The 16,366-nt window shown below is 60.8% G+C and carries 21 protein-coding genes; 13 read left to right on the top strand and 8 right to left on the bottom strand.

Translation table 11 applies throughout. The features are described 5' to 3' along the window. Window position 1: 1 nt before the first annotated feature. Genes mlaF through murA form a run of 7 tightly spaced genes read left to right on the top strand, consistent with a single transcriptional unit; the run spans window position 2 to window position 4,522 of the window. Complete coding sequence (gene mlaF / locus I6L34_RS09020) at window positions 2-802, top strand: phospholipid ABC transporter ATP-binding protein MlaF (protein WP_005336343.1); 801 nt, start codon at window positions 2-4, stop codon at window positions 800-802. Beyond that, on the top strand, window positions 802-1,581 hold the full coding sequence (gene mlaE / locus I6L34_RS09025; protein ID WP_005336345.1) for a lipid asymmetry maintenance ABC transporter permease subunit MlaE: 780 nt from the start codon (window positions 802-804) through the stop codon (window positions 1,579-1,581). Before mlaF ends, mlaE begins: the two co-directional genes overlap by 1 nt. A 7-nt stretch (window positions 1,582-1,588) precedes the next feature. Further along, window positions 1,589-2,086, top strand: coding sequence for an outer membrane lipid asymmetry maintenance protein MlaD (gene mlaD, locus I6L34_RS09030; protein WP_019444849.1), 498 nt, complete (start codon window positions 1,589-1,591; stop codon window positions 2,084-2,086). 2 nt (window positions 2,087-2,088) lie between these two features. Then, window positions 2,089-2,721 (top strand): phospholipid-binding protein MlaC, encoded by a 633-nt coding sequence (locus tag I6L34_RS09035; RefSeq protein WP_005336350.1) that lies wholly within the window; start codon window positions 2,089-2,091, stop codon window positions 2,719-2,721. Then, complete coding sequence (locus I6L34_RS09040; protein WP_005336352.1) at window positions 2,718-2,990, top strand: lipid asymmetry maintenance protein MlaB; 273 nt, start codon at window positions 2,718-2,720, stop codon at window positions 2,988-2,990. Before I6L34_RS09035 ends, I6L34_RS09040 begins: the two co-directional genes overlap by 4 nt. Continuing rightward, on the top strand, window positions 2,990-3,247 hold the full coding sequence (gene ibaG, locus I6L34_RS09045) for a BolA family iron metabolism protein IbaG (protein WP_005306001.1): 258 nt from the start codon (window positions 2,990-2,992) through the stop codon (window positions 3,245-3,247). The genes I6L34_RS09040 and ibaG overlap by 1 nt, the downstream gene beginning before the upstream one ends. An 18-nt stretch (window positions 3,248-3,265) precedes the next feature. Beyond that, complete coding sequence (gene murA, locus I6L34_RS09050) at window positions 3,266-4,522, top strand: UDP-N-acetylglucosamine 1-carboxyvinyltransferase (RefSeq protein WP_058058614.1); 1,257 nt, start codon at window positions 3,266-3,268, stop codon at window positions 4,520-4,522. Between the two features lie 87 nt (window positions 4,523-4,609). Here murA and pmbA read toward each other — a convergent pair whose 3' ends face one another. Further along, the gene (gene pmbA / locus I6L34_RS09055; RefSeq protein ID WP_216956621.1) at window positions 4,610-5,953 is read right to left on the bottom strand and encodes a metalloprotease PmbA; all 1,344 of its coding nucleotides are present in this window, start codon (window positions 5,951-5,953) and stop codon (window positions 4,610-4,612) included. A 114-nt stretch (window positions 5,954-6,067) separates the two neighbouring features. On the opposite strand from pmbA, the gene yjgA reads away from it, so the two are divergent. Next, window positions 6,068-6,592 carry a ribosome biogenesis factor YjgA gene (yjgA, locus tag I6L34_RS09060; protein WP_005336359.1) on the top strand — a complete coding sequence of 175 codons (525 nt, stop codon included), beginning with the start codon at window positions 6,068-6,070 and terminating at the stop codon, window positions 6,590-6,592. A gap of 397 nt (window positions 6,593-6,989) precedes the next feature. Then, a complete protein-coding gene (locus tag I6L34_RS09065; RefSeq protein WP_058058612.1) occupies window positions 6,990-7,772 on the top strand; it encodes a gamma-glutamyl-gamma-aminobutyrate hydrolase family protein in 783 nt (260 codons plus the stop codon). A 12-nt stretch (window positions 7,773-7,784) separates the two neighbouring features. Here I6L34_RS09065 and I6L34_RS09070 read toward each other — a convergent pair whose 3' ends face one another. After that, window positions 7,785-8,168, bottom strand: coding sequence for a hypothetical protein (locus tag I6L34_RS09070; protein WP_040069030.1), 384 nt, complete (start codon window positions 8,166-8,168; stop codon window positions 7,785-7,787). A 145-nt stretch (window positions 8,169-8,313) separates the two neighbouring features. Here I6L34_RS09070 and I6L34_RS09075 point away from each other — a divergent pair, with 145 nt between their 5' ends. Further along, a complete protein-coding gene (locus tag I6L34_RS09075; RefSeq protein ID WP_058058611.1) occupies window positions 8,314-9,840 on the top strand; it encodes a cyclic nucleotide-binding domain-containing protein in 1,527 nt (508 codons plus the stop codon). A gap of 45 nt (window positions 9,841-9,885) precedes the next feature. Next, on the top strand, window positions 9,886-10,281 hold the full coding sequence (locus I6L34_RS09080) for an STY0301 family protein (RefSeq protein ID WP_058058610.1): 396 nt from the start codon (window positions 9,886-9,888) through the stop codon (window positions 10,279-10,281). Window positions 10,282-10,357: 76 nt separating this feature from the next. Here I6L34_RS09080 and I6L34_RS09085 read toward each other — a convergent pair whose 3' ends face one another. The 6 genes from I6L34_RS09085 to I6L34_RS09110 form a co-directional block, all read right to left on the bottom strand. Further along, window positions 10,358-11,077, bottom strand: coding sequence for an HAD-IA family hydrolase (locus I6L34_RS09085; protein ID WP_216956624.1), 720 nt, complete (start codon window positions 11,075-11,077; stop codon window positions 10,358-10,360). Window positions 11,078-11,109: 32 nt separating this feature from the next. Continuing rightward, complete coding sequence (xerC, locus tag I6L34_RS09090) at window positions 11,110-12,087, bottom strand: tyrosine recombinase XerC (protein ID WP_160880540.1); 978 nt, start codon at window positions 12,085-12,087, stop codon at window positions 11,110-11,112. After that, window positions 12,080-12,760, bottom strand: coding sequence for a DUF484 family protein (locus I6L34_RS09095; RefSeq protein ID WP_216956627.1), 681 nt, complete (start codon window positions 12,758-12,760; stop codon window positions 12,080-12,082). The genes xerC and I6L34_RS09095 overlap by 8 nt, the downstream gene beginning before the upstream one ends. A 91-nt stretch (window positions 12,761-12,851) precedes the next feature. Beyond that, on the bottom strand, window positions 12,852-13,682 hold the full coding sequence (dapF, locus tag I6L34_RS09100) for a diaminopimelate epimerase (RefSeq protein WP_005336371.1): 831 nt from the start codon (window positions 13,680-13,682) through the stop codon (window positions 12,852-12,854). A 185-nt stretch (window positions 13,683-13,867) separates the two neighbouring features. Beyond that, window positions 13,868-15,118, bottom strand: coding sequence for a diaminopimelate decarboxylase (gene lysA / locus I6L34_RS09105; RefSeq protein ID WP_216956630.1), 1,251 nt, complete (start codon window positions 15,116-15,118; stop codon window positions 13,868-13,870). Between the two features lie 32 nt (window positions 15,119-15,150). Then, the gene (locus tag I6L34_RS09110; protein ID WP_019444858.1) at window positions 15,151-15,327 is read right to left on the bottom strand and encodes a lipoprotein; all 177 of its coding nucleotides are present in this window, start codon (window positions 15,325-15,327) and stop codon (window positions 15,151-15,153) included. Between the two features lie 73 nt (window positions 15,328-15,400). Here I6L34_RS09110 and cyaY point away from each other — a divergent pair, with 73 nt between their 5' ends. Next, complete coding sequence (cyaY, locus tag I6L34_RS09115; protein ID WP_019444859.1) at window positions 15,401-15,715, top strand: iron donor protein CyaY; 315 nt, start codon at window positions 15,401-15,403, stop codon at window positions 15,713-15,715. Beyond that, on the top strand, window positions 15,712-16,365 hold the full coding sequence (locus I6L34_RS09120) for an alpha/beta hydrolase (RefSeq protein WP_216956634.1): 654 nt from the start codon (window positions 15,712-15,714) through the stop codon (window positions 16,363-16,365). Before cyaY ends, I6L34_RS09120 begins: the two co-directional genes overlap by 4 nt. The last annotated feature ends 1 nt before the right edge of the window (window position 16,366 follow it).

A 16,366-nucleotide genomic window follows, 5' to 3' on the forward strand; every position in this document is an offset into this window, starting at 1 on the left:
GATGGACAATTGTTTGAACAATGACCTGATCACCATCTCCGACCTGACCTTCAGTCACGGAGATCGGCTGTTGTATGACGGGATCAACCTGACCATTCCTCGTGGCAAGGTAACCGCCGTCATGGGCCCGAGCGGCATCGGTAAAACCACCCTGCTGCGGCTGATCGGTGGCCAGCTCAAGCCGGAGTCCGGTCACATTCTGTTTGACGGGGAAGATATCCCCACCCTCTCCCGTTCGCGCCTCTATGAAGTGCGCAAGCGGATGAGCATGCTGTTCCAGAGCGGCGCCCTGTTTACCGGCATGACGGTCTACGACAACGTGGCCTTCCCGCTGCGAGAGCACTCCGGCCTGCCGGAGGAGCTGATCCACACCATCGTCATGATGAAGCTGCAGGCGGTGGGCTTGCGCGGCGCGGCGAAACTGATGCCCTCCGAGCTCTCCGGCGGCATGGCGCGCCGGGCGGCGCTGGCTCGGGCAATTGCGCTCGATCCTGACCTCATCATGTATGACGAGCCGTTCGTCGGGCAGGATCCCATCACCATGGCGGTGCTGGTCAAGCTGATCAAGGAGCTGAACGATGCCCTCGGCATCACCTCCGTCATCGTCACCCACGACGTGAAAGAGGTGCTGAGCATCGCCGATTACGCCTACATCATTGCCAATCGCAAGGTGGTGGCGCACGGCACGCCGGATCAGCTGCGCGAGGAGCACAATCCCGAAGTCGAGCAGTTCCTCAAAGGATTGCCCGATGGTCCTGTTCCGTTTCATTTTCCGGCAGGCGATCTGCTACAGGATCTCTGATGTTGATAAGTCAAATAAGCAAGCTGGGGCGGGTCGGAGTGCGGTTTATCAGCTCCGTCGGTCGCGCCACCATCATGTTGTTCCATGCGCTGGCGGGCAAACCCGAGCCGCGCAAGCACTTCCCGCTGCTTGTCCAGCAGCTCTATGTGGTGGGTGTGCAGTCGGTGGCCATCATTCTGGTCTCCGGCCTGTTCATCGGCATGGTGCTCTCGCTGCAGGGTTACAACGTATTGAAGGATTTCGGCGCAGAGCAGAGCCTGGGACCGCTGGTCTCCCTCTCCCTGCTGCGGGAGCTGGGGCCTGTGGTCACGGCGCTGCTGTTTGCCGGCCGTGCCGGTTCGGCCCTGACCGCTGAAATCGGCCTGATGAAGGCCACCGAGCAACTTTCAAGCCTCGAGATGATGGCGGTCGACCCGCTACGCCGGGTGGTCGCCCCCCGCTTCTGGGCTGGCGTCATCAGCATGCCGCTGCTGGCCTTTATGTTCAGCCTGATCGGCATCTTCGGCGGCAAGCTGGTTGGTGTGGACTGGCTCGGCGTGGACGAAGGGGGCTTCTGGTCTGCCATGCAGGCCTCCGTCGACTGGCATGAGGACATCATGCAGGGCGCCATCAAGAGCCTGATTTTCGCCCTGGTGGTCACCTGGATTGCGCTCTTTAACGGCTATGATGCCAAGCCGACCTCGGCCGGAATCAGTCAGGCCACGACCCGTACCGTGGTCCACTCATCCCTCGCCGTGCTCGGCCTGGATTTTATACTCACTGCAGTCATGTTTGGATAAGGTAAAGATGAAGTTCAGCAAAGTAGAATTCCTGGTCGGCACCTTCATGCTGGCTGGCATCGGTGCCATTCTGGCACTGGCCCTGCAAGTGGCCGGTTTGAGCTTCAAACCGGAAGGAGAAACCTATACCCTGCGCGCGCATTTCGATAATATCGGCGGCCTGAAAGTCCGTTCGCCGGTCAAGGTCGGCGGCGTGGTGGTAGGCCGGGTCAGCGACATCGTACTGGACCCGAAAACCCAGGTGCCCGAAGTGACCCTGATGATGCAAAAGAGCGCTGGCCAGTTTGCCGATACCAGTTCCCTCTCCATCCTCACCTCCGGTCTGCTCGGCGAGCAGTACATCGGTCTGGCCCCCGGCTTCAGCGATGAGGAGATGGGCACCGAGATGCTCAAGGATGGCGACCTGATTGAAGACACCAAATCCGCCATCGTGCTGGAAGATCTGATTGGCAAGTTCCTCTACAGCCAATCCTCCGACAGCAAATCAGACAGCAAGAAGGAGTAATCATGTTCAAGAAAATCGCCCTGCTGCTGGGTCTGATGACCAGCATGCTCTTTTCCCTGTCTGCCCAGGCCGCAGTCGATGCCACCGACCCCAATGCGCTGGTGGATCAGGCTGCCAAGCAGACCTTTGCCCGCCTGAAAGCCGATCAGGCCCAGGTGAAGAGCAATCCGGATCACCTGCGGGTGATCATCCGCGAAGAGCTGCTGCCCTATGTGGACAACCGCTTCGCCGCCTACAAGGTGCTTGGCAACCAGATTAAAGAGACCACCGAAGCGCAGCGCAATGCCTTCGTCGAGGTGTTCACCGAGTACATGGTGAGCTCCTACGCAGATGCGCTGGCCCATTTTGACAAGCAGACCGTCAAGGTCGAGCCGGGCAAAGCTCCCAGCGGCAACATCACCGCCGTCAACGTCAGCGTGAAAGAGGCCGGCAAGCCCGACATCTTCCTCGAGTTCAAGCTGCGCAAGAACAACAAGACCGGCGAATGGAAAGCCTTCGACATGGTGGCAGAGGGGATCAGCCTGCTCTCCGCCAAGCAGAGCGAGCTGGGCGGCCTCATTCGCCAGAACGGCATTGATGCGGTGATCGCCCAGTTGCGCGAACACAACGCCAAGCCGCTGGTACTCAAACCATGACTCTCAGCGGTGAGCTGCAGGCGCCACAGGTCAATGACCTGTGGCAACGCCGCGCCGAATGGTGGCAGGACGACCAGCTCGAGCTCGGCGGCGTCACCACCCTCGACTCAGCCGGACTGGCCCTGCTGGTCAAATGGGCCAAAGCCGTATTAGCGCGAGGCGCCACACCGCAACTGGTGGGCGCCTCCAGTGATTTCTATACCCTGGCCAACCTCTACGGGGTGGCCGGGCTGTTTCAGTCAACCCCGCTCACAACTGAGGACGCATAATGCAAGTCTCTGAAATTGAAGCGATACTCCTTGAGGCTCTGCCATTGTCCGAAGTCCATGTCAAAGGGGACGGTAGTCACTACCAAGTGATCGCCGTCGGTGACATGTTTGACGGCATGAGCCGGGTCAAGAAGCAGCAGGCCATCTATGCCCCGCTGATGGACAAGATCGCCAGCAACGCCATTCACGCCCTCTCCATCAAGGCGTTCACCGACGCCGAGTGGAAACGCGAACGTAAATTCCTATTGCCCTCCTGATTTGGTAACGAAGTAAAAATGGACAAATTCAAAATCGATGGTCGTTGTACTCTCAACGGCGAAGTGACCATCTCCGGCGCCAAAAACGCCGCGCTGCCGATCCTGTTCGCAACCCTGCTCTGTGATGAAGAGGTTCACCTCTCCAACGTGCCGCGCCTGAAAGATGTGGGCACCACCATCAAGCTGCTGGAGATGCTGGGCGCGACCACCAAGGTCAACGGCAACGTCACCGTGCTGACCGGTGCGGTGAACAACCATGTCGCCCCCTACGAGCTGGTGAAGACCATGCGCGCCTCCATTCTGGCGCTGGGCCCGCTGGCCGCCCGTTTCGGCGCGGCTGACGTCTCCCTGCCTGGCGGTTGCGCTATCGGTGCCCGTCCGGTCAACCTGCACGTCCACGGCCTGGAGCTGATGGGTGCCAAGATCACCATCGAAGATGGTTACATCAAGGCCCGTGTCGATGGTCGCCTGAAAGGCGCCCACATCCTGATGGACATGGTCTCCGTGACCGGTACCGAAAACCTGATGATGGCCGCCACCTTGGCTGATGGCCGCACCGTGATCGAAAACGCCGCACGCGAGCCGGAAGTGGTCGATCTGGCCAACTTCCTCAATACCCTGGGTGCCAAGATCCAGGGGGCGGGCACCGACACCCTGACCATCGACGGTGTCGAGCGTCTGCACGGCGGCAACTACAGCGTGCAGCCTGATCGCATCGAAACCGGTACCTTCCTGGTGGGCGCAGCGGTCACCGGCGGCAAGATCACCTGCCGCAAGACCGACCCGACTCTGCTGGAAGCGGTACTGGTCAAGCTGGAAGAGGCTGGCGCCCTGATTGAGAAGGGTGAAGACTGGATCACCCTCGACATGACTGGCCGCCCCCTCAAGCCGGTCACCATCAAGACTGCCCCCTACCCGGCCTTCCCGACCGACATGCAGGCACAGTTCACCGTGCTGAACGCCGTCGCCAAAGGCACCGGCATGGTCACCGAGACCATCTTCGAGAACCGCTTCATGCACGTTCCCGAACTGGTGCGGATGGGTGCAGACATCGAACTGCAGGGCAATGTGGCCATCTGCCGTGACACCGAGCAACTCAAGGGTGCCCAGGTGATGGCGACCGATCTGCGCGCCTCCGCCAGTCTGGTACTGGCCGGCTTCGTGGCCGAAGGCTCCACCATCGTCGACCGTATCTATCACATCGACCGTGGCTACGAAGACATCGAGCAGAAGCTGCAGGGTCTGGGTGGCCGCATCGAGCGCATCAAGGGCTGATAGCCCCCTGATCGCAGGCCGATAAAAAGGCCCCCTCGCGTTGGCGAGGGGGCCTTTTTCATGGTTTCGGTTCTGTTGAAACCGGGATCAGTGACCCGCCAGCTTCATATTCTCTACCAGCACCGAGCCGGTCTTGAGACTGGAACGCTCATCCTCGTCACTACCCACCGCCACGATATGGCTGAACATCTCGGCCAGATTGCCGGCGATGGTGATCTCCTCGACCGGATAGGCTATTTCGCCATTCTCGACCCAGAAACCGGCAGCGCCGCGGGAGTAGTCGCCATTGACGATATTGACCCCCTGCCCCATCAACTCGGTCACCAGCAGACCGGTGCCCATCTCTTTCAGCATGCCCTGAAAATCCTGGCCGGTATTGGAAACCTGCCAGTTGTGGATGCCACCGGCGTGACCCGTAGTAGTCAGCCCCAGCTTGCGAGCGGAGTAGGAGGTAAGCAGCCAGCTCATCAGCTCGCCATTTCGGATGATATCCATGTCGCGGGTACGCACCCCTTCGCCATCGAACGGGGTACTGGCGAGCCCGCCAAGCAGGTGGGGGAACTCCTGAATGGTGAGCCACTCTGGCAGGATCTGCTTGCCCAATTTGTTGAGCAGGAAGCTCGACTTGCGATAGAGGTTGCCACCGCTGATGGCCATCACCAGATGGCCCCACAGGCCGGAGGCAGTGTCCGGGTGGAACAGCACAGGCGCATGGCGGGTAGTGATTTTGCGGGCGCCGAGGCGGGAGACGGTACGCTCCACCGCCTCATCGGCAATACGCTGCGGGCTCCAGAGCCCATCGAGGGTACGGCTGGAGGAGTAGCCATAATCCCGTTGCATATCACCATCCTGCTCGCCTATCAGCACGCAGCTCAGTGAGTTGCGCGACGCCGCGTAGCCTTTGACGAAGCCGTGGCTGTTGCCATAGACCTTGATGCCAAGATGGCTGGAGAAACCGGCGCCGTCGGAGTGCTTGATACGGGCATCGCGACCAAGCGCCAGCCGCTCGCACTCGATGGCCAGTTCGATCCCGCGCTGGGGATCCAGTTCGATTTGGTGACACAGTTGCAGATCGGGGGCATCCCAGGCCAGCAGCTCGGCGTCCGCCAGACCGGCGCAATCATCGGCCGAGGTGTGACGGGCAATCTCGATGGCCGCTTCAACGGCGGCACGAATGGCGGGTTTGCTCAGATCGGTGGTCGAGGAAGATCCCTTGCAACCATCGCGATAGACAGCGATGCCGAGGGCGCCATCCTTATTGAATTCAATGCTTTCCAGTTCACAACCCCGGGTGTTCACCGACAACCCGGTCTGCTTGCTGATGGAGACTTCGGCCAGCGAGGCGCCCAGTCCTTTGGCTATCTCCAGGGCTTCGGCAACCACGGCCTCGAGATGGGCTTGATCCTGGCGGATTTGGTCTTGCTGATCCATAACTCACATCTGTATGAAAGAAGGAAAGGGGGGTAAGCATATCAGACCCCTGCGCCCAGCGGGAGAAGCTGGTAACATATCAGCCAAACGTGAATGACAGGAATCAAGAGACCGATGAGTCAATATCAAGACGACAACGAGTTCGAAGACTGGGGCCCCAGCAAGAGCCAGCTCAAGCGCGATGCCGAAGCATTGCAGAAAATGGGGGAAGAGATCGTCTCCCTCAGCCACAGTGAGCTGGAAAAAATCCCGTTGGATGAAGAGCTTGCAGAAGCTGTCGAGCTGGGTCGCAAACTCAAGCCGAAGAAGGATGAGTCCTTCCGTCGCCATCTGCAGTTCATCGGCCGCCTGATGCGCAGCCGCGATATCGAGCCGATTGCCGAAGCACTCTCCATCATCAAGAACCGTCACTCCACCGTGAATGCACGCCTGCATCGGCTGGAGCAGTGGCGCGAGCGCCTGATCACCGAAGGTGACAGCGCCCTCAACGAGCTGATGTCCCAGTTCCACGAGCTGGATCGCCAAAAGCTGCGCCAGCTGATCCGCTCCGCCAACAAGGAGCGGGAGCTGAACAAGCCGCCGGTCGCCTACCGCGAGATGTACCAGTATCTGCGCGGCGAGATCGAAGACCTGCTGTGATCCCCGAAACACGCCTCCCCTTGCGGAGGCGTGCTTCTATTGATGCCTTTTCCTCTCCACATCCCCCCGCCATCCCTGCGCGTTTAATATATCCACCATTTTGCTACCCCAGCCATAACGGCCCATCTCAACAACCCCGTTAAATCGCCGCTTCAGAGCAGACCAAAACAGACATGTTAACAATTTGGTATCATTTTGTTTGACATATTGAACGGCCTTGTCAGACTGAAGAGAGGATCCAGGCTGTCGCTGCCCAGGCTGACCAACGATTCTGCCACCCGGACTGACGCGGGATCCCATGACCATGCCTTGAGGCATGCCCTTGCCCTGCCGGTTTGCAAGGGCCTGCCCAAGGCGCAGGATGAGACTTCAACGCCAAGGATAATCAAGGTGCCCTATGCCAAATCCCCAGCCTCCCGCTCCCCGTAAACCTGTCGTGCTGATGACCATGGGCGCCCAGCCCCGCAACGGCCATGCCTATCAGGTGATGACCCACAAATACATCATGCCGCTGGTGGAGATAAGCGGCTGCGTCCCGCTGCTGGTACCCACCTGCTGCGGCACCACCGATCTGGAGCTGTATCTGGATCTCGCCGATGGGGTCTATCTGAGCGGCGCCGGTTCCAACATCGATCCGGCCCTCTACGGTCAGGAAAACCTCACGCCGGAAAAACAGCAAGACAGGGATCGCGACCTGTTCGATCTGCCGCTGATCAAAGGAGCGCTGGCCCGTGGCTTGCCGATCCTCGGGATCTGCCGCGGCATGCAGGAGATCAACGTGGCGCTGGGGGGAGACATCCATCAGAAGGTCTATAACGAGCCGGGTTATGACGATCACCGGGAGGATGCCGACGATCCGGTCGACGAGCAGTATGGGCCGAGCCATCAGATCAAACTGCTGCCCGGCAGCTGGTTTGCCGAACTGATGGGGGAGGAACAGATTCCGGTCAACTCCCTGCATGGACAGGGCATCAACCGGTTGGGGAAGGGTCTGGAGCCGTTGGCCCACGCCGAAGATGGGCTGATCGAGGCACTTCATGCTCCCTCACTGTCACCCTTTTTGCTGGCAGTGCAGTGGCATCCGGAGTGGAAAGCCAATGAAAACCCCCACTCCATCAAGATCTTTCAAGCCTTTGGCGATGCCTGCCGCCAGCGTTGTGCATTGATGGCGGCTAGTTAATCCCTCATCGATTCAGTCGCCAAACCCGCGCGCCTTGAGCTTGGGCAGTCCGCCCCGCTCGGGGCGCAAGGTGCGGCAGATATCCATCCCCTTGAGCCCGCGCTGGATATGGTCAGGCGAATGGCCAAACACCATACCGTTGCTGCGGTAGAGGTTGTTGTCATCCAGCTCGAACTTCTCGCCGCCGATCAGCAACTGCTCACGACCATTGACCGTGTCACCCCGCTTGATGGGCACCTTCATATCACTCAGCACCTCGCCGGTGGCACACCCCTCGCGCCAGCGCGCCTCGCTGGAGAAGGGGGTAATGGCTATTTCACGCCAGGAGCCATCCCGGAATTCGACCCGATACTTCTCGGCCAGCAGATCGCAGCCAGCCAATGGCAACAGGGCCATCAAACAGATGATTTTCTTTGAAAATTTCACTCAATCGCACTCCTTTGCCCGGTTCTGCACAGGATAAATAAATTGCCGCCCCAACGCACCATTTCCCCGCGCCGCAGCAGCTATGCTGGAAATAAAACCACAATAAGGTGCTGCTATGGCTGGCGAAAACCTCACCGCGCTACCGACGTTGACCTGGATTGGAGAACACCCGTTCTGGACCTTGCTCACCCTCTCCCTGATGCTGATCCACTTCTGGCGCCGTCCGGGACAGCGACGGGAGCTGCTCTCCGAGCTCAGTTTCGTGATGATTAGCGCGGTGGTGATCCTGCTGATCCAGCTGGAAGGGGGCTGGTTCAAACTGCCGCTGCCCCATCAATTGCTGATCGAGATCTCCACCCTCTTGGCCGGCCTGATACTGGTCAAGATATGGGGGATCCTGCTGTTCGAGTTTCTGCTCCCCCTCTGCCATGTGCGGATCCCGCGGATCATCGCCGATATCGTCATCACCATCGGCTATATCGGCTGGGGTCTGTTTCGCCTCTACGCCTCAGGCATGGCGCTCGGAGAGATAGTCACCACCTCGGCGGTCATCACCGCGGTCATCGCCTTCGCCATGCAGGACACCCTGGGCAACCTGCTGGCCGGGGTCTCCATTCAGCTCGACAACTCCATCGCCATCGGTGACTGGCTGCAAGTCGATACCACCCAGGGCCGGGTGGTGGAGATCAACTGGCGTGCCACCACCATCGAGACCCGCAACTGGGAGACAGTCGTCATCCCCAACAGCCATCTGCTCAAACAGCGCTTCACCGTGCTCGGGCGCCGCCGTGGCGAACCCTTGCAGTGGCGGCGCTGGGTCTGGTTCGATCTGACCCTGGATACCCTGCCGACCCAGATCATCGCGCTGATCGAGAAATCCCTGCGGGAGACCAAGCTCCCCTGCGTCGCCAAGCATCCGCAACCGGACTGCCTGTTGATGAATGTAGAGGGTGGGATTGCCCGCTATGCAGTGCGCTACTGGTTGACCGATCTGGCTCGTGACGATCCGACCGACTCCATGGTGCGCAGCCTGATCGATGCCGCCCTGCGCCGCAACGATCGCCGCCTCACCCCGCCGATCTTCAACGTCTTTATGGCCAAGGAGAAGCAGCATCTGGATGCCCGCCACAAGCGCCACACCGCCGAACGGACCGATACCCTGCGCAAGCTACCGCTGTTTGCCATGTTGCAGGAGAACGAGCTGCTCCAGCTGGCCGATCAGGTGAAGTTCGCCCCCTTCGTCAGCGGCGACATCATGCTGGAACAGGGGGATGTCTCCAGCTGGCTGTTCGTGCTGGTCAAAGGGGAAGCCGAGATGGTGGTCAATGTCGAAGGGCGAGAGCTGAAGCTTGGTACGCTCAACGCGGGAGACTTTTTTGGCGAACTGAGCCTGCTCACCGGCGAGCCCAGCTCCTTCACGGTACGGGCGGTGGCCACCGTCGAAACCTATCGCATCAATCAGGCAATGTTTCAGGAGCTGGTGATGCAGCGCGAGGCGCTGGTCGAGCCCCTCTACCGGGTGCTGAGCGACCGCCAGCAGGAGCAGCGGGCCCTGCTGGAGCGGGAGGCGGAAGCCATGAAGCAACCACCACAACAGCTTGATCTGCTTGATAAGCTGATGAAGCTGTTCGGCGGAAGATGACGTAGCATGGCGCCGTATTGAGGACGTGAAGAGAGAACAACAGCCATGTTACTGACTACCCTGGCCCTTGCCGCCAGCCTGCAATTTGATTGTCCCGCCACCATCGAGACTCGCCAGCAGCTGACCCCGCAGCAGGGCTGGCAGGCGTTCACCCGCAATGACGATGGCAAACCGGACGAAACCCTCAGCCATCGGCTCGATAATCTGGCCCTGTTCGACGGAGATCCTGCCGAGCTGGCCCAGCTCAAACCGGATAATGGCGACAGCGACGAGATCCACTACTGGAGCCAGCTCGATAGCAGCCTGCGCCCCCTCTATCTGGTCTGCAGCTATCAGAACAGCGCCATCACCCTGCAGCAAGCGCTGCCCGTCGGCATCAGTTACTGCCGCGTCAACCAGCGCGATCGCTACACCCTGCTCGGGTTGGTTTGTCGCAAATAGCGGGCGTAACCCCTTGCCATATATCGCTATTCGATGACAGCCATTACCGCCTGAGCCGGGCCACCCGCCAACGCCATCAGAGCAGCAGCTCGGCCAGCTCCTCCAGTGCCGTCAGCTCCACGTCCGGCAACAGTTGCAACTGTTGCCACGGTTGCCACGGTTGCTGCCGCTCGTTGAGCCAGGCGGCGCGAAAGCCATGCAAGCGGGCACCCAGCACATCGGTCTCGGGATGATCCCCCACATGGAGGATCCGCTCTGCTGGCAGCTTGAGGGCACTACGGGTCTGCTCAAACATATCCGGCGCCGGTTTCATCCTGGCGCCCGCCCCCGCCTTGCAGACCAGCGTGAAGTAGCGATCCAGCCCTGCCTGAACCAGATCCAGATTGCCGTTGGTGATGACCACCAGCGGATAGCGTTCGGCCAGTCTGGCCAACAGCTGATGAGTGGACTCGCTCACCTCGATCTTCGAGCGTTCTGCCAGAAACGCGGTAAAGACCTGCTCCGCCTCACGACTGGCCTGCTGGTCGGCCATCCCCCCCTCGACCATGGCGGCGCGGATGGTCTGCTGGCGCGCCAGGCTGACATCGTGGCGCAGCTCGGGCCGTGCCATCAGCACAGCGCGTTTGAGATCCAGCCAGCGTGGCTTGTCGAGCATGGCGGTAGCCAGATATTCGCTGCGCAGATGGCTCAGCATCCACTGCTCGGCGCGCACGATGGCGGGGCCGTTGTCATAGAGGGTGTCATCGAGGTCAAACGATATGGCAGCAACCGGCTGCCAGCGGCGATAGAAGTGCATGGACTCTCCTCTGCAACGGGGCTCAGGGCCCGTTATTCATCGTCCTGCGCATCCGGGCCACGCTTGGCCCTGGGGTGGGCGCTGTCGTAAACCTTGGCCAGATGCTGGAAGTCGAGGTGGGTATAGATCTGGGTGGTAGAGAGGTCTGCATGTCCCAGCAGCTCCTGCACCGCCCGCAGATCGCCGGAGGACTCCAGCATATGGGTGGCGAAGCTGTGGCGCAGCTTGTGGGGGTGGACATGGGCGTTGAGCGCCTGCTTGTTGCCCCAGCCATCGAGACGGGCCTGCACCGAGCGGGCCGACAGCCGCTGCTTGCGGCTGGAGACAAACAGCGCCTCGCTCTCGTCCCCGGCCAGCAGCGGGCGCACCTTGAGCCACTTCTGCAGCCACTCGACCGCCATCCGGCCGATAGGCAGCACCCGCTCCCGCGAGCCCTTGCCGGTCACCTTGAGCTGACGGTCGTCAAGCTTCAGATCCACCAGATTGATCCCCACCAGCTCGGCCAGACGCAGCCCTGAGGAGTACATCAACTCCATGATGGCGCGATCCCGCACCGCAAGCGGATCCTGCTCGTCGGTGATGTTGAGCAGCTGGTGCATCTCGTCCACATCGAGGTTTTTCGGCAGCGGCCGCCCCTGTTTGGGGGTGACGATGCCGCGGGCCGGATTGGCGGTCAGCCGCCCCTGCCGCACCTGCCAGTCGCAAAAGCTGCGCAGGGCAGAGACCTTGGTGGACAGGGAACGTGGAGCAAGGCCCGCCTTGTGCATCCGGGTCACCAGAGTGCGCACCTGACTCGCCTCGAGCCGACCCCAGTCAGTGAGACCCAGCGTCACCAGCTCGGCGGTCATCGCCTCCAGATGGGCTTGATAGTTATTGCGGGTATGAGGGCTGAGCTGACGCTCGACCCTCAGGTATTCGATAAAGGCCGCCAGTTCGTCCGCCAGTACCGCAGGCAGTGGCGGTGCGACGACGGGAGCTTTGGCGGGCGCCCTGGCCGGTGTTCTAGCCATGAGTCAACTCGGGCAGACGCAGTTGCAGCAGGCGCCCCAGTTGGCCCAGCAGCAGGGTGTCGTTGTGGGGAGTAAAGTGGCCGGGATCCGAGCTGGCGAAGGCCAGCAAACCGAGATCGCCGAGCCGCATCAGGGCCACCGAGTTGACCAGCACATCGTGGCCAAACAGTGCCTGCTTCTCGCTCTGGCTCAGGCGGCCAAAGTAGTAATCCTGCCCCGGCAGACGCTGACCCAGCAGGGATTCGAGCTGCTTGCCCTGTGCCAGAAAACGCTGCTCGGGCCCGCTCAGGGTAAACTTCTTGGGGTTGAGCCAGAGCCGCAGCCCGGTCAGGCGCAGCCGCTGGACAAAGGCCTTGCCCATCACGGCACTCACCTCGAACAGGGTCTGGCAACCGTACAGCTCGCCGTAGAGATCGGCATAGACCCGAAAGATCCGCTCGTTCTCGCTGGCGATCCCCATCAATTCGGTGATCTCCTGCTCCAGCTGTTCGATCCGCTCGCGCTGACGCTCCAGCTGACGCTCGACCAGCGAGACCGACCCTTTGCGTTCATGGGGAATGCGGATCCGGTCCAGCACGGCGGCATGGCGTTGGAAAAACTCGGGATAACGGGCCAGGTACTCCAGCACAGTGGCTTCATCCACCGATTGCTCCTGCCGTTTGAGTTCGCTCATAAATTGGTTGATCCATCAGAGAAATGGGGCTCGCTGCCCCGACATCATGGGCAAAGGGGGCCAACGCCCCCCGTACCTGAACCTTTATCGGCTAAACCTCTATCTGGCCGTCAAAGACATGCTCGGCGGGACCTGTCATATAGACCGGCTGGCCCGGCCCCTTCCAGGCGATGGTCAGCTTGCCGCCCGGCAGACTGACGGTGACCCGCTCCTTGAGCTTGCCCTGACTGATGCCAATCACCGCCGCAGCACAGGCACCGGTGCCGCAGGCCAGAGTCTCGCCACAGCCCCGCTCGAACACCCGCAGCTTGATCTCGGTGGCATTGACCATCTCCATGAAACCGACGTTGACCCGCTCGGGAAAACGCTCGTGGCGCTCCATGATGGCACCGAGCGTCTCGACCGGTGCATCGGCGACCGAAGGCACCTCGATGACGCAGTGGGGATTGCCCATGGAGACCACGCCACACATCACGGTATGCTCCTGTGCCCGCAACAGATAGGTTTTTTCCGCCTTCTGGGCCCGGAACGGGATTTTGCCCGGCTCAAACTGGGGCACCCCCATGTTGACCGTGACCTGATTCTCCCCCTCCAGCTGCAATACGATGCGACCCCGGGCGGTACTGACCGCGATGCGATCCCGGTTGATCAGCCCCTTGAGACGCACGAAACGGGCAAAACAGCGGGCGCCGTTGCCGCACTGCTCCACCTCGCTGCCATCGGCATTGAAAATGCGATAGTGAAAGTCGAGTTCAGGGTCATAGGGCGGCTCCACCAGCAGCAGCTGGTCAAAGCCGATCCCGAAGTGGCGATCTGCCAGCTTCTTGATGACGTCATTGCTGAAAAATACCTTCTGGGTGACGCCATCCACCACCATGAAGTCGTTGCCCAAGCCATGCATCTTGGAAAAATCTATCAACATCGTGCATTCCTGTGCTGTTAGGGCTGTAAAAATTCACCGAACCAAGGGTCGCCAAGCGCCATGAAGTCGTTGTCCAAAGCCCCATGCATCCTGGAACAATCTATCCACATCGTGCATTCCTGTGCTGTTAGGGCTGTAAAAACTCACCGTCAACCGTTATGAAATCATTGTCCCAGCCTGCGCCATCAGGGCAGCAGGTGCTCACCGCGCCAGAGATCGGCCAACTGCTCCCGCTCGCGGATCAGGTGTGCCTCGGCACCATCCACCAGCACTTCGGCTGCGCGCGGACGGGTGTTGTAGTTGGATGACATGGTAAAGCCGTAGGCTCCGGCCGAACGCACTGCCAACAGGGAGCCCTCGGCAATGGCCAGGGTGCGCTCCTTGCCGAGGAAGTCGCCGGTCTCGCACACCGGGCCCACCACGTCATAGATCGCGGGAGCATGGCCGACACGGCTATCCACCTCGATGATGTTCATCCAGGCGCCGTAGAGCGAGGGGCGCAGCATGTCGTTCATGCCGGCATCGATCAGCGCGAAGTTGCGGGTCTCGCCCGGCTTCAGGTACTCGACCCGAGTCAGCAGCACGCCGGCATTGGCGACGATGGCGCGGCCCGGCTCGAACAGCAGGGTCAGATCCCGGCCCGCCAGCTTCTGCTTGAGCGCTTCGGCATACTCGGTCGGATGGGGTGGCTGCTCGGAACCATAGTTGACCCCAAGGCCACCGCCCACGTCCAGATGGTGGATATGAATCCCTTCCGCCGCCAGACCGTCGATCAGCCGCAGCAGCTTGTCAGCCGCTTCCATAAAGGGATTCAATTCAGTGAGTTGCGAGCCGATATGGCAATCCACCCCGACGATCTCGATGTTCGCCATCGCGGCCGCCTTGCGATAGATGGCTGGCGCCAGCTCGATGGGAATGCCGAACTTGTTCTGCTTGAGGCCAGTGGAGATATAGGGGTGAGTACCGGCATCGATATCCGGATTGACCCGCACCGAGACGCGAGCCTTCTTGCCCATGCTGCCCGCCACCCGATTGAGGCGCTCCAGCTCGGCTTCCGACTCCAGATTGAAGCAGAGGATCTCTTTATCCAGCGCCAGGCGCATCTCCGCTTCACTCTTGGCCACGCCTGAGAATACCACCTTGGCCGGATCACCACCCGCCGCCAGTACCCGCGACAGCTCGCCACCGGAGACGATGTCAAACCCCGAGCCCAGACGGGCCAGCAGGTTGAGCAGCGCCAGATTGGAGTTGGCCTTCACCGCATAGCAGATCAGATGGGGAATATCGCCAGCGGCCTTGTCGAAGGCGTGCCAGTGGCGCTCGAGGGTCGCACGGGAGTAGACGTAAAGCGGGGTACCGTACTGCTCGGCAAGCTGTTGCAGCGAGGTTTGCTCGGCCTGAAGCTGGCCGTCGGCGTCGTAGTTAAAGTGATCCAAGGGGGCGGTTCCTTCCTAAAATGGGTGCGGCATTAGTGCGGCGCGGCCTCGGTGGCAGCCTCAGTGGTCGCAGGCGGTGCTGCTTGCGGTGTACTCTGGCTCTGTGGCTGCTCGGGGGGCGGCATATAGAGCGGCCCCTTCAGACCGCACGCGGCCAACCCGAGGGACAGAAGAGTGGCAAGCAGACACTTGGTGAACTGGGTGATCATAATGGTTCGCTGCGAAAAAATTTTTGGCCCTCTATAATCGCACTCACATTGTTAAAAGCAACAGGATAAACCGATGAAGGATCACGAGTATCACGCCCTGACCGACGCCTTTTTCCAATATGTGGAAGACACGCTCGACGAGGGGTATCCGGATATCGACTGCGAACGCAGCGGCGGCGTATTGACCCTCTCTTTCGAGAACAAGACCAAGGTAATCATCAACAAGCAGGAGCCACTGCACCAGATTTGGGTCGCCACCCGCGAGAACGGCTTCCACTTCGAACTGCAGGGTGACACCTGGATCGACAACCGCTTCGGCCACGAGCTCAAGGCGCTGCTGAGCCAATCCTGCACCGCTCAGGCGGGCGAAGAGGTGGTGTTCCCATGATCGACCTGCACCCGCAGGGCGCCCGTCACGCGGTGATCTGGTTGCATGGGCTGGGTGATTCCGGCGCCGGTCTCGCCCCGCTGGTGGACGCGCTGGATCTGCCCGCCGAGCTACCGGTGCGTCACCTGCTGCCGGATGCCCCCGAGCGCCCCATCACTATCAACATGGGCTACAAGATGCGCGGCTGGTACGACATAAAGAGCTTCGAGGATCCCGCCGAGCGGGCCGTGGAGTCCCATGTCCGTGAATCAGCCGACCAGATTGTCGCATTGCTCGATCAGCTGGTGGCCGACGGGTTTGCCCCCGAGCATATCGTGCTGGCAGGTTTCTCTCAGGGCGGGGTGATTGCCTCCTTCACCGCGCTGCGCTACCAGACAACGCTAGCGGGCCTGCTCTGCATGTCCACCTATCTGGCAGCCCCCGACAAATTGCTCGGCGAGATGAGCGAGGCTGCTCGCACCCTGCCCATCTGCTACATGCACGGCATCTATGACGATGTGGTGAGCCTGTCGCTCGGTTGGGATGCCAAGAACTGGCTGGAAAGCGCCGGACTCGCCCCCGAGTGGCACGAGTACCCGATGCGTCACGAGATCTGCCGCCCGCAGCTGGGCGACATTCGCAGCTGGCTGCTGGCCCGCCTCGGCGCGTGAG

Origin of the sequence: Aeromonas sp. FDAARGOS 1404 (genome assembly GCF_019047085.1) — a bacterium.
Lineage (GTDB): Bacteria > Pseudomonadota > Gammaproteobacteria > Enterobacterales > Aeromonadaceae > Aeromonas > Aeromonas veronii.

Excerpts from the sequence above, each read along its gene's own strand:
- I6L34_RS09065 (WP_058058612.1), top strand. The coding sequence starts at position 6,990 with ATGCCAAATCCCCAGCCTCCCGCTCCCCGTAAACCTGTCGTGCTGATG.
- mlaF (WP_005336343.1), top strand. The coding sequence starts at position 2 with ATGGACAATTGTTTGAACAATGACCTGATCACCATCTCCGACCTGACC.
- yjgA (WP_005336359.1), top strand. The coding sequence starts at position 6,068 with ATGAGTCAATATCAAGACGACAACGAGTTCGAAGACTGGGGCCCCAGC.
- I6L34_RS09035 (WP_005336350.1), top strand. The coding sequence starts at position 2,089 with ATGTTCAAGAAAATCGCCCTGCTGCTGGGTCTGATGACCAGCATGCTC.
- I6L34_RS09070 (WP_040069030.1), bottom strand. The coding sequence starts at position 8,168 with ATGGCCCTGTTGCCATTGGCTGGCTGCGATCTGCTGGCCGAGAAGTAT.
- xerC (WP_160880540.1), bottom strand. The coding sequence starts at position 12,087 with ATGGCTAGAACACCGGCCAGGGCGCCCGCCAAAGCTCCCGTCGTCGCA.
- I6L34_RS09075 (WP_058058611.1), top strand. The coding sequence starts at position 8,314 with ATGGCTGGCGAAAACCTCACCGCGCTACCGACGTTGACCTGGATTGGA.
- I6L34_RS09095 (WP_216956627.1), bottom strand. The coding sequence starts at position 12,760 with ATGAGCGAACTCAAACGGCAGGAGCAATCGGTGGATGAAGCCACTGTG.
- I6L34_RS09080 (WP_058058610.1), top strand. The coding sequence starts at position 9,886 with ATGTTACTGACTACCCTGGCCCTTGCCGCCAGCCTGCAATTTGATTGT.
- mlaE (WP_005336345.1), top strand. The coding sequence starts at position 802 with ATGTTGATAAGTCAAATAAGCAAGCTGGGGCGGGTCGGAGTGCGGTTT.
- I6L34_RS09120 (WP_216956634.1), top strand. The coding sequence starts at position 15,712 with ATGATCGACCTGCACCCGCAGGGCGCCCGTCACGCGGTGATCTGGTTG.
- mlaD (WP_019444849.1), top strand. The coding sequence starts at position 1,589 with ATGAAGTTCAGCAAAGTAGAATTCCTGGTCGGCACCTTCATGCTGGCT.
- I6L34_RS09040 (WP_005336352.1), top strand. The coding sequence starts at position 2,718 with ATGACTCTCAGCGGTGAGCTGCAGGCGCCACAGGTCAATGACCTGTGG.
- murA (WP_058058614.1), top strand. The coding sequence starts at position 3,266 with ATGGACAAATTCAAAATCGATGGTCGTTGTACTCTCAACGGCGAAGTG.
- I6L34_RS09110 (WP_019444858.1), bottom strand. The coding sequence starts at position 15,327 with ATGATCACCCAGTTCACCAAGTGTCTGCTTGCCACTCTTCTGTCCCTC.
- I6L34_RS09085 (WP_216956624.1), bottom strand. The coding sequence starts at position 11,077 with ATGCACTTCTATCGCCGCTGGCAGCCGGTTGCTGCCATATCGTTTGAC.
- dapF (WP_005336371.1), bottom strand. The coding sequence starts at position 13,682 with ATGTTGATAGATTTTTCCAAGATGCATGGCTTGGGCAACGACTTCATG.
- ibaG (WP_005306001.1), top strand. The coding sequence starts at position 2,990 with ATGCAAGTCTCTGAAATTGAAGCGATACTCCTTGAGGCTCTGCCATTG.
- pmbA (WP_216956621.1), bottom strand. The coding sequence starts at position 5,953 with ATGGATCAGCAAGACCAAATCCGCCAGGATCAAGCCCATCTCGAGGCC.
- cyaY (WP_019444859.1), top strand. The coding sequence starts at position 15,401 with ATGAAGGATCACGAGTATCACGCCCTGACCGACGCCTTTTTCCAATAT.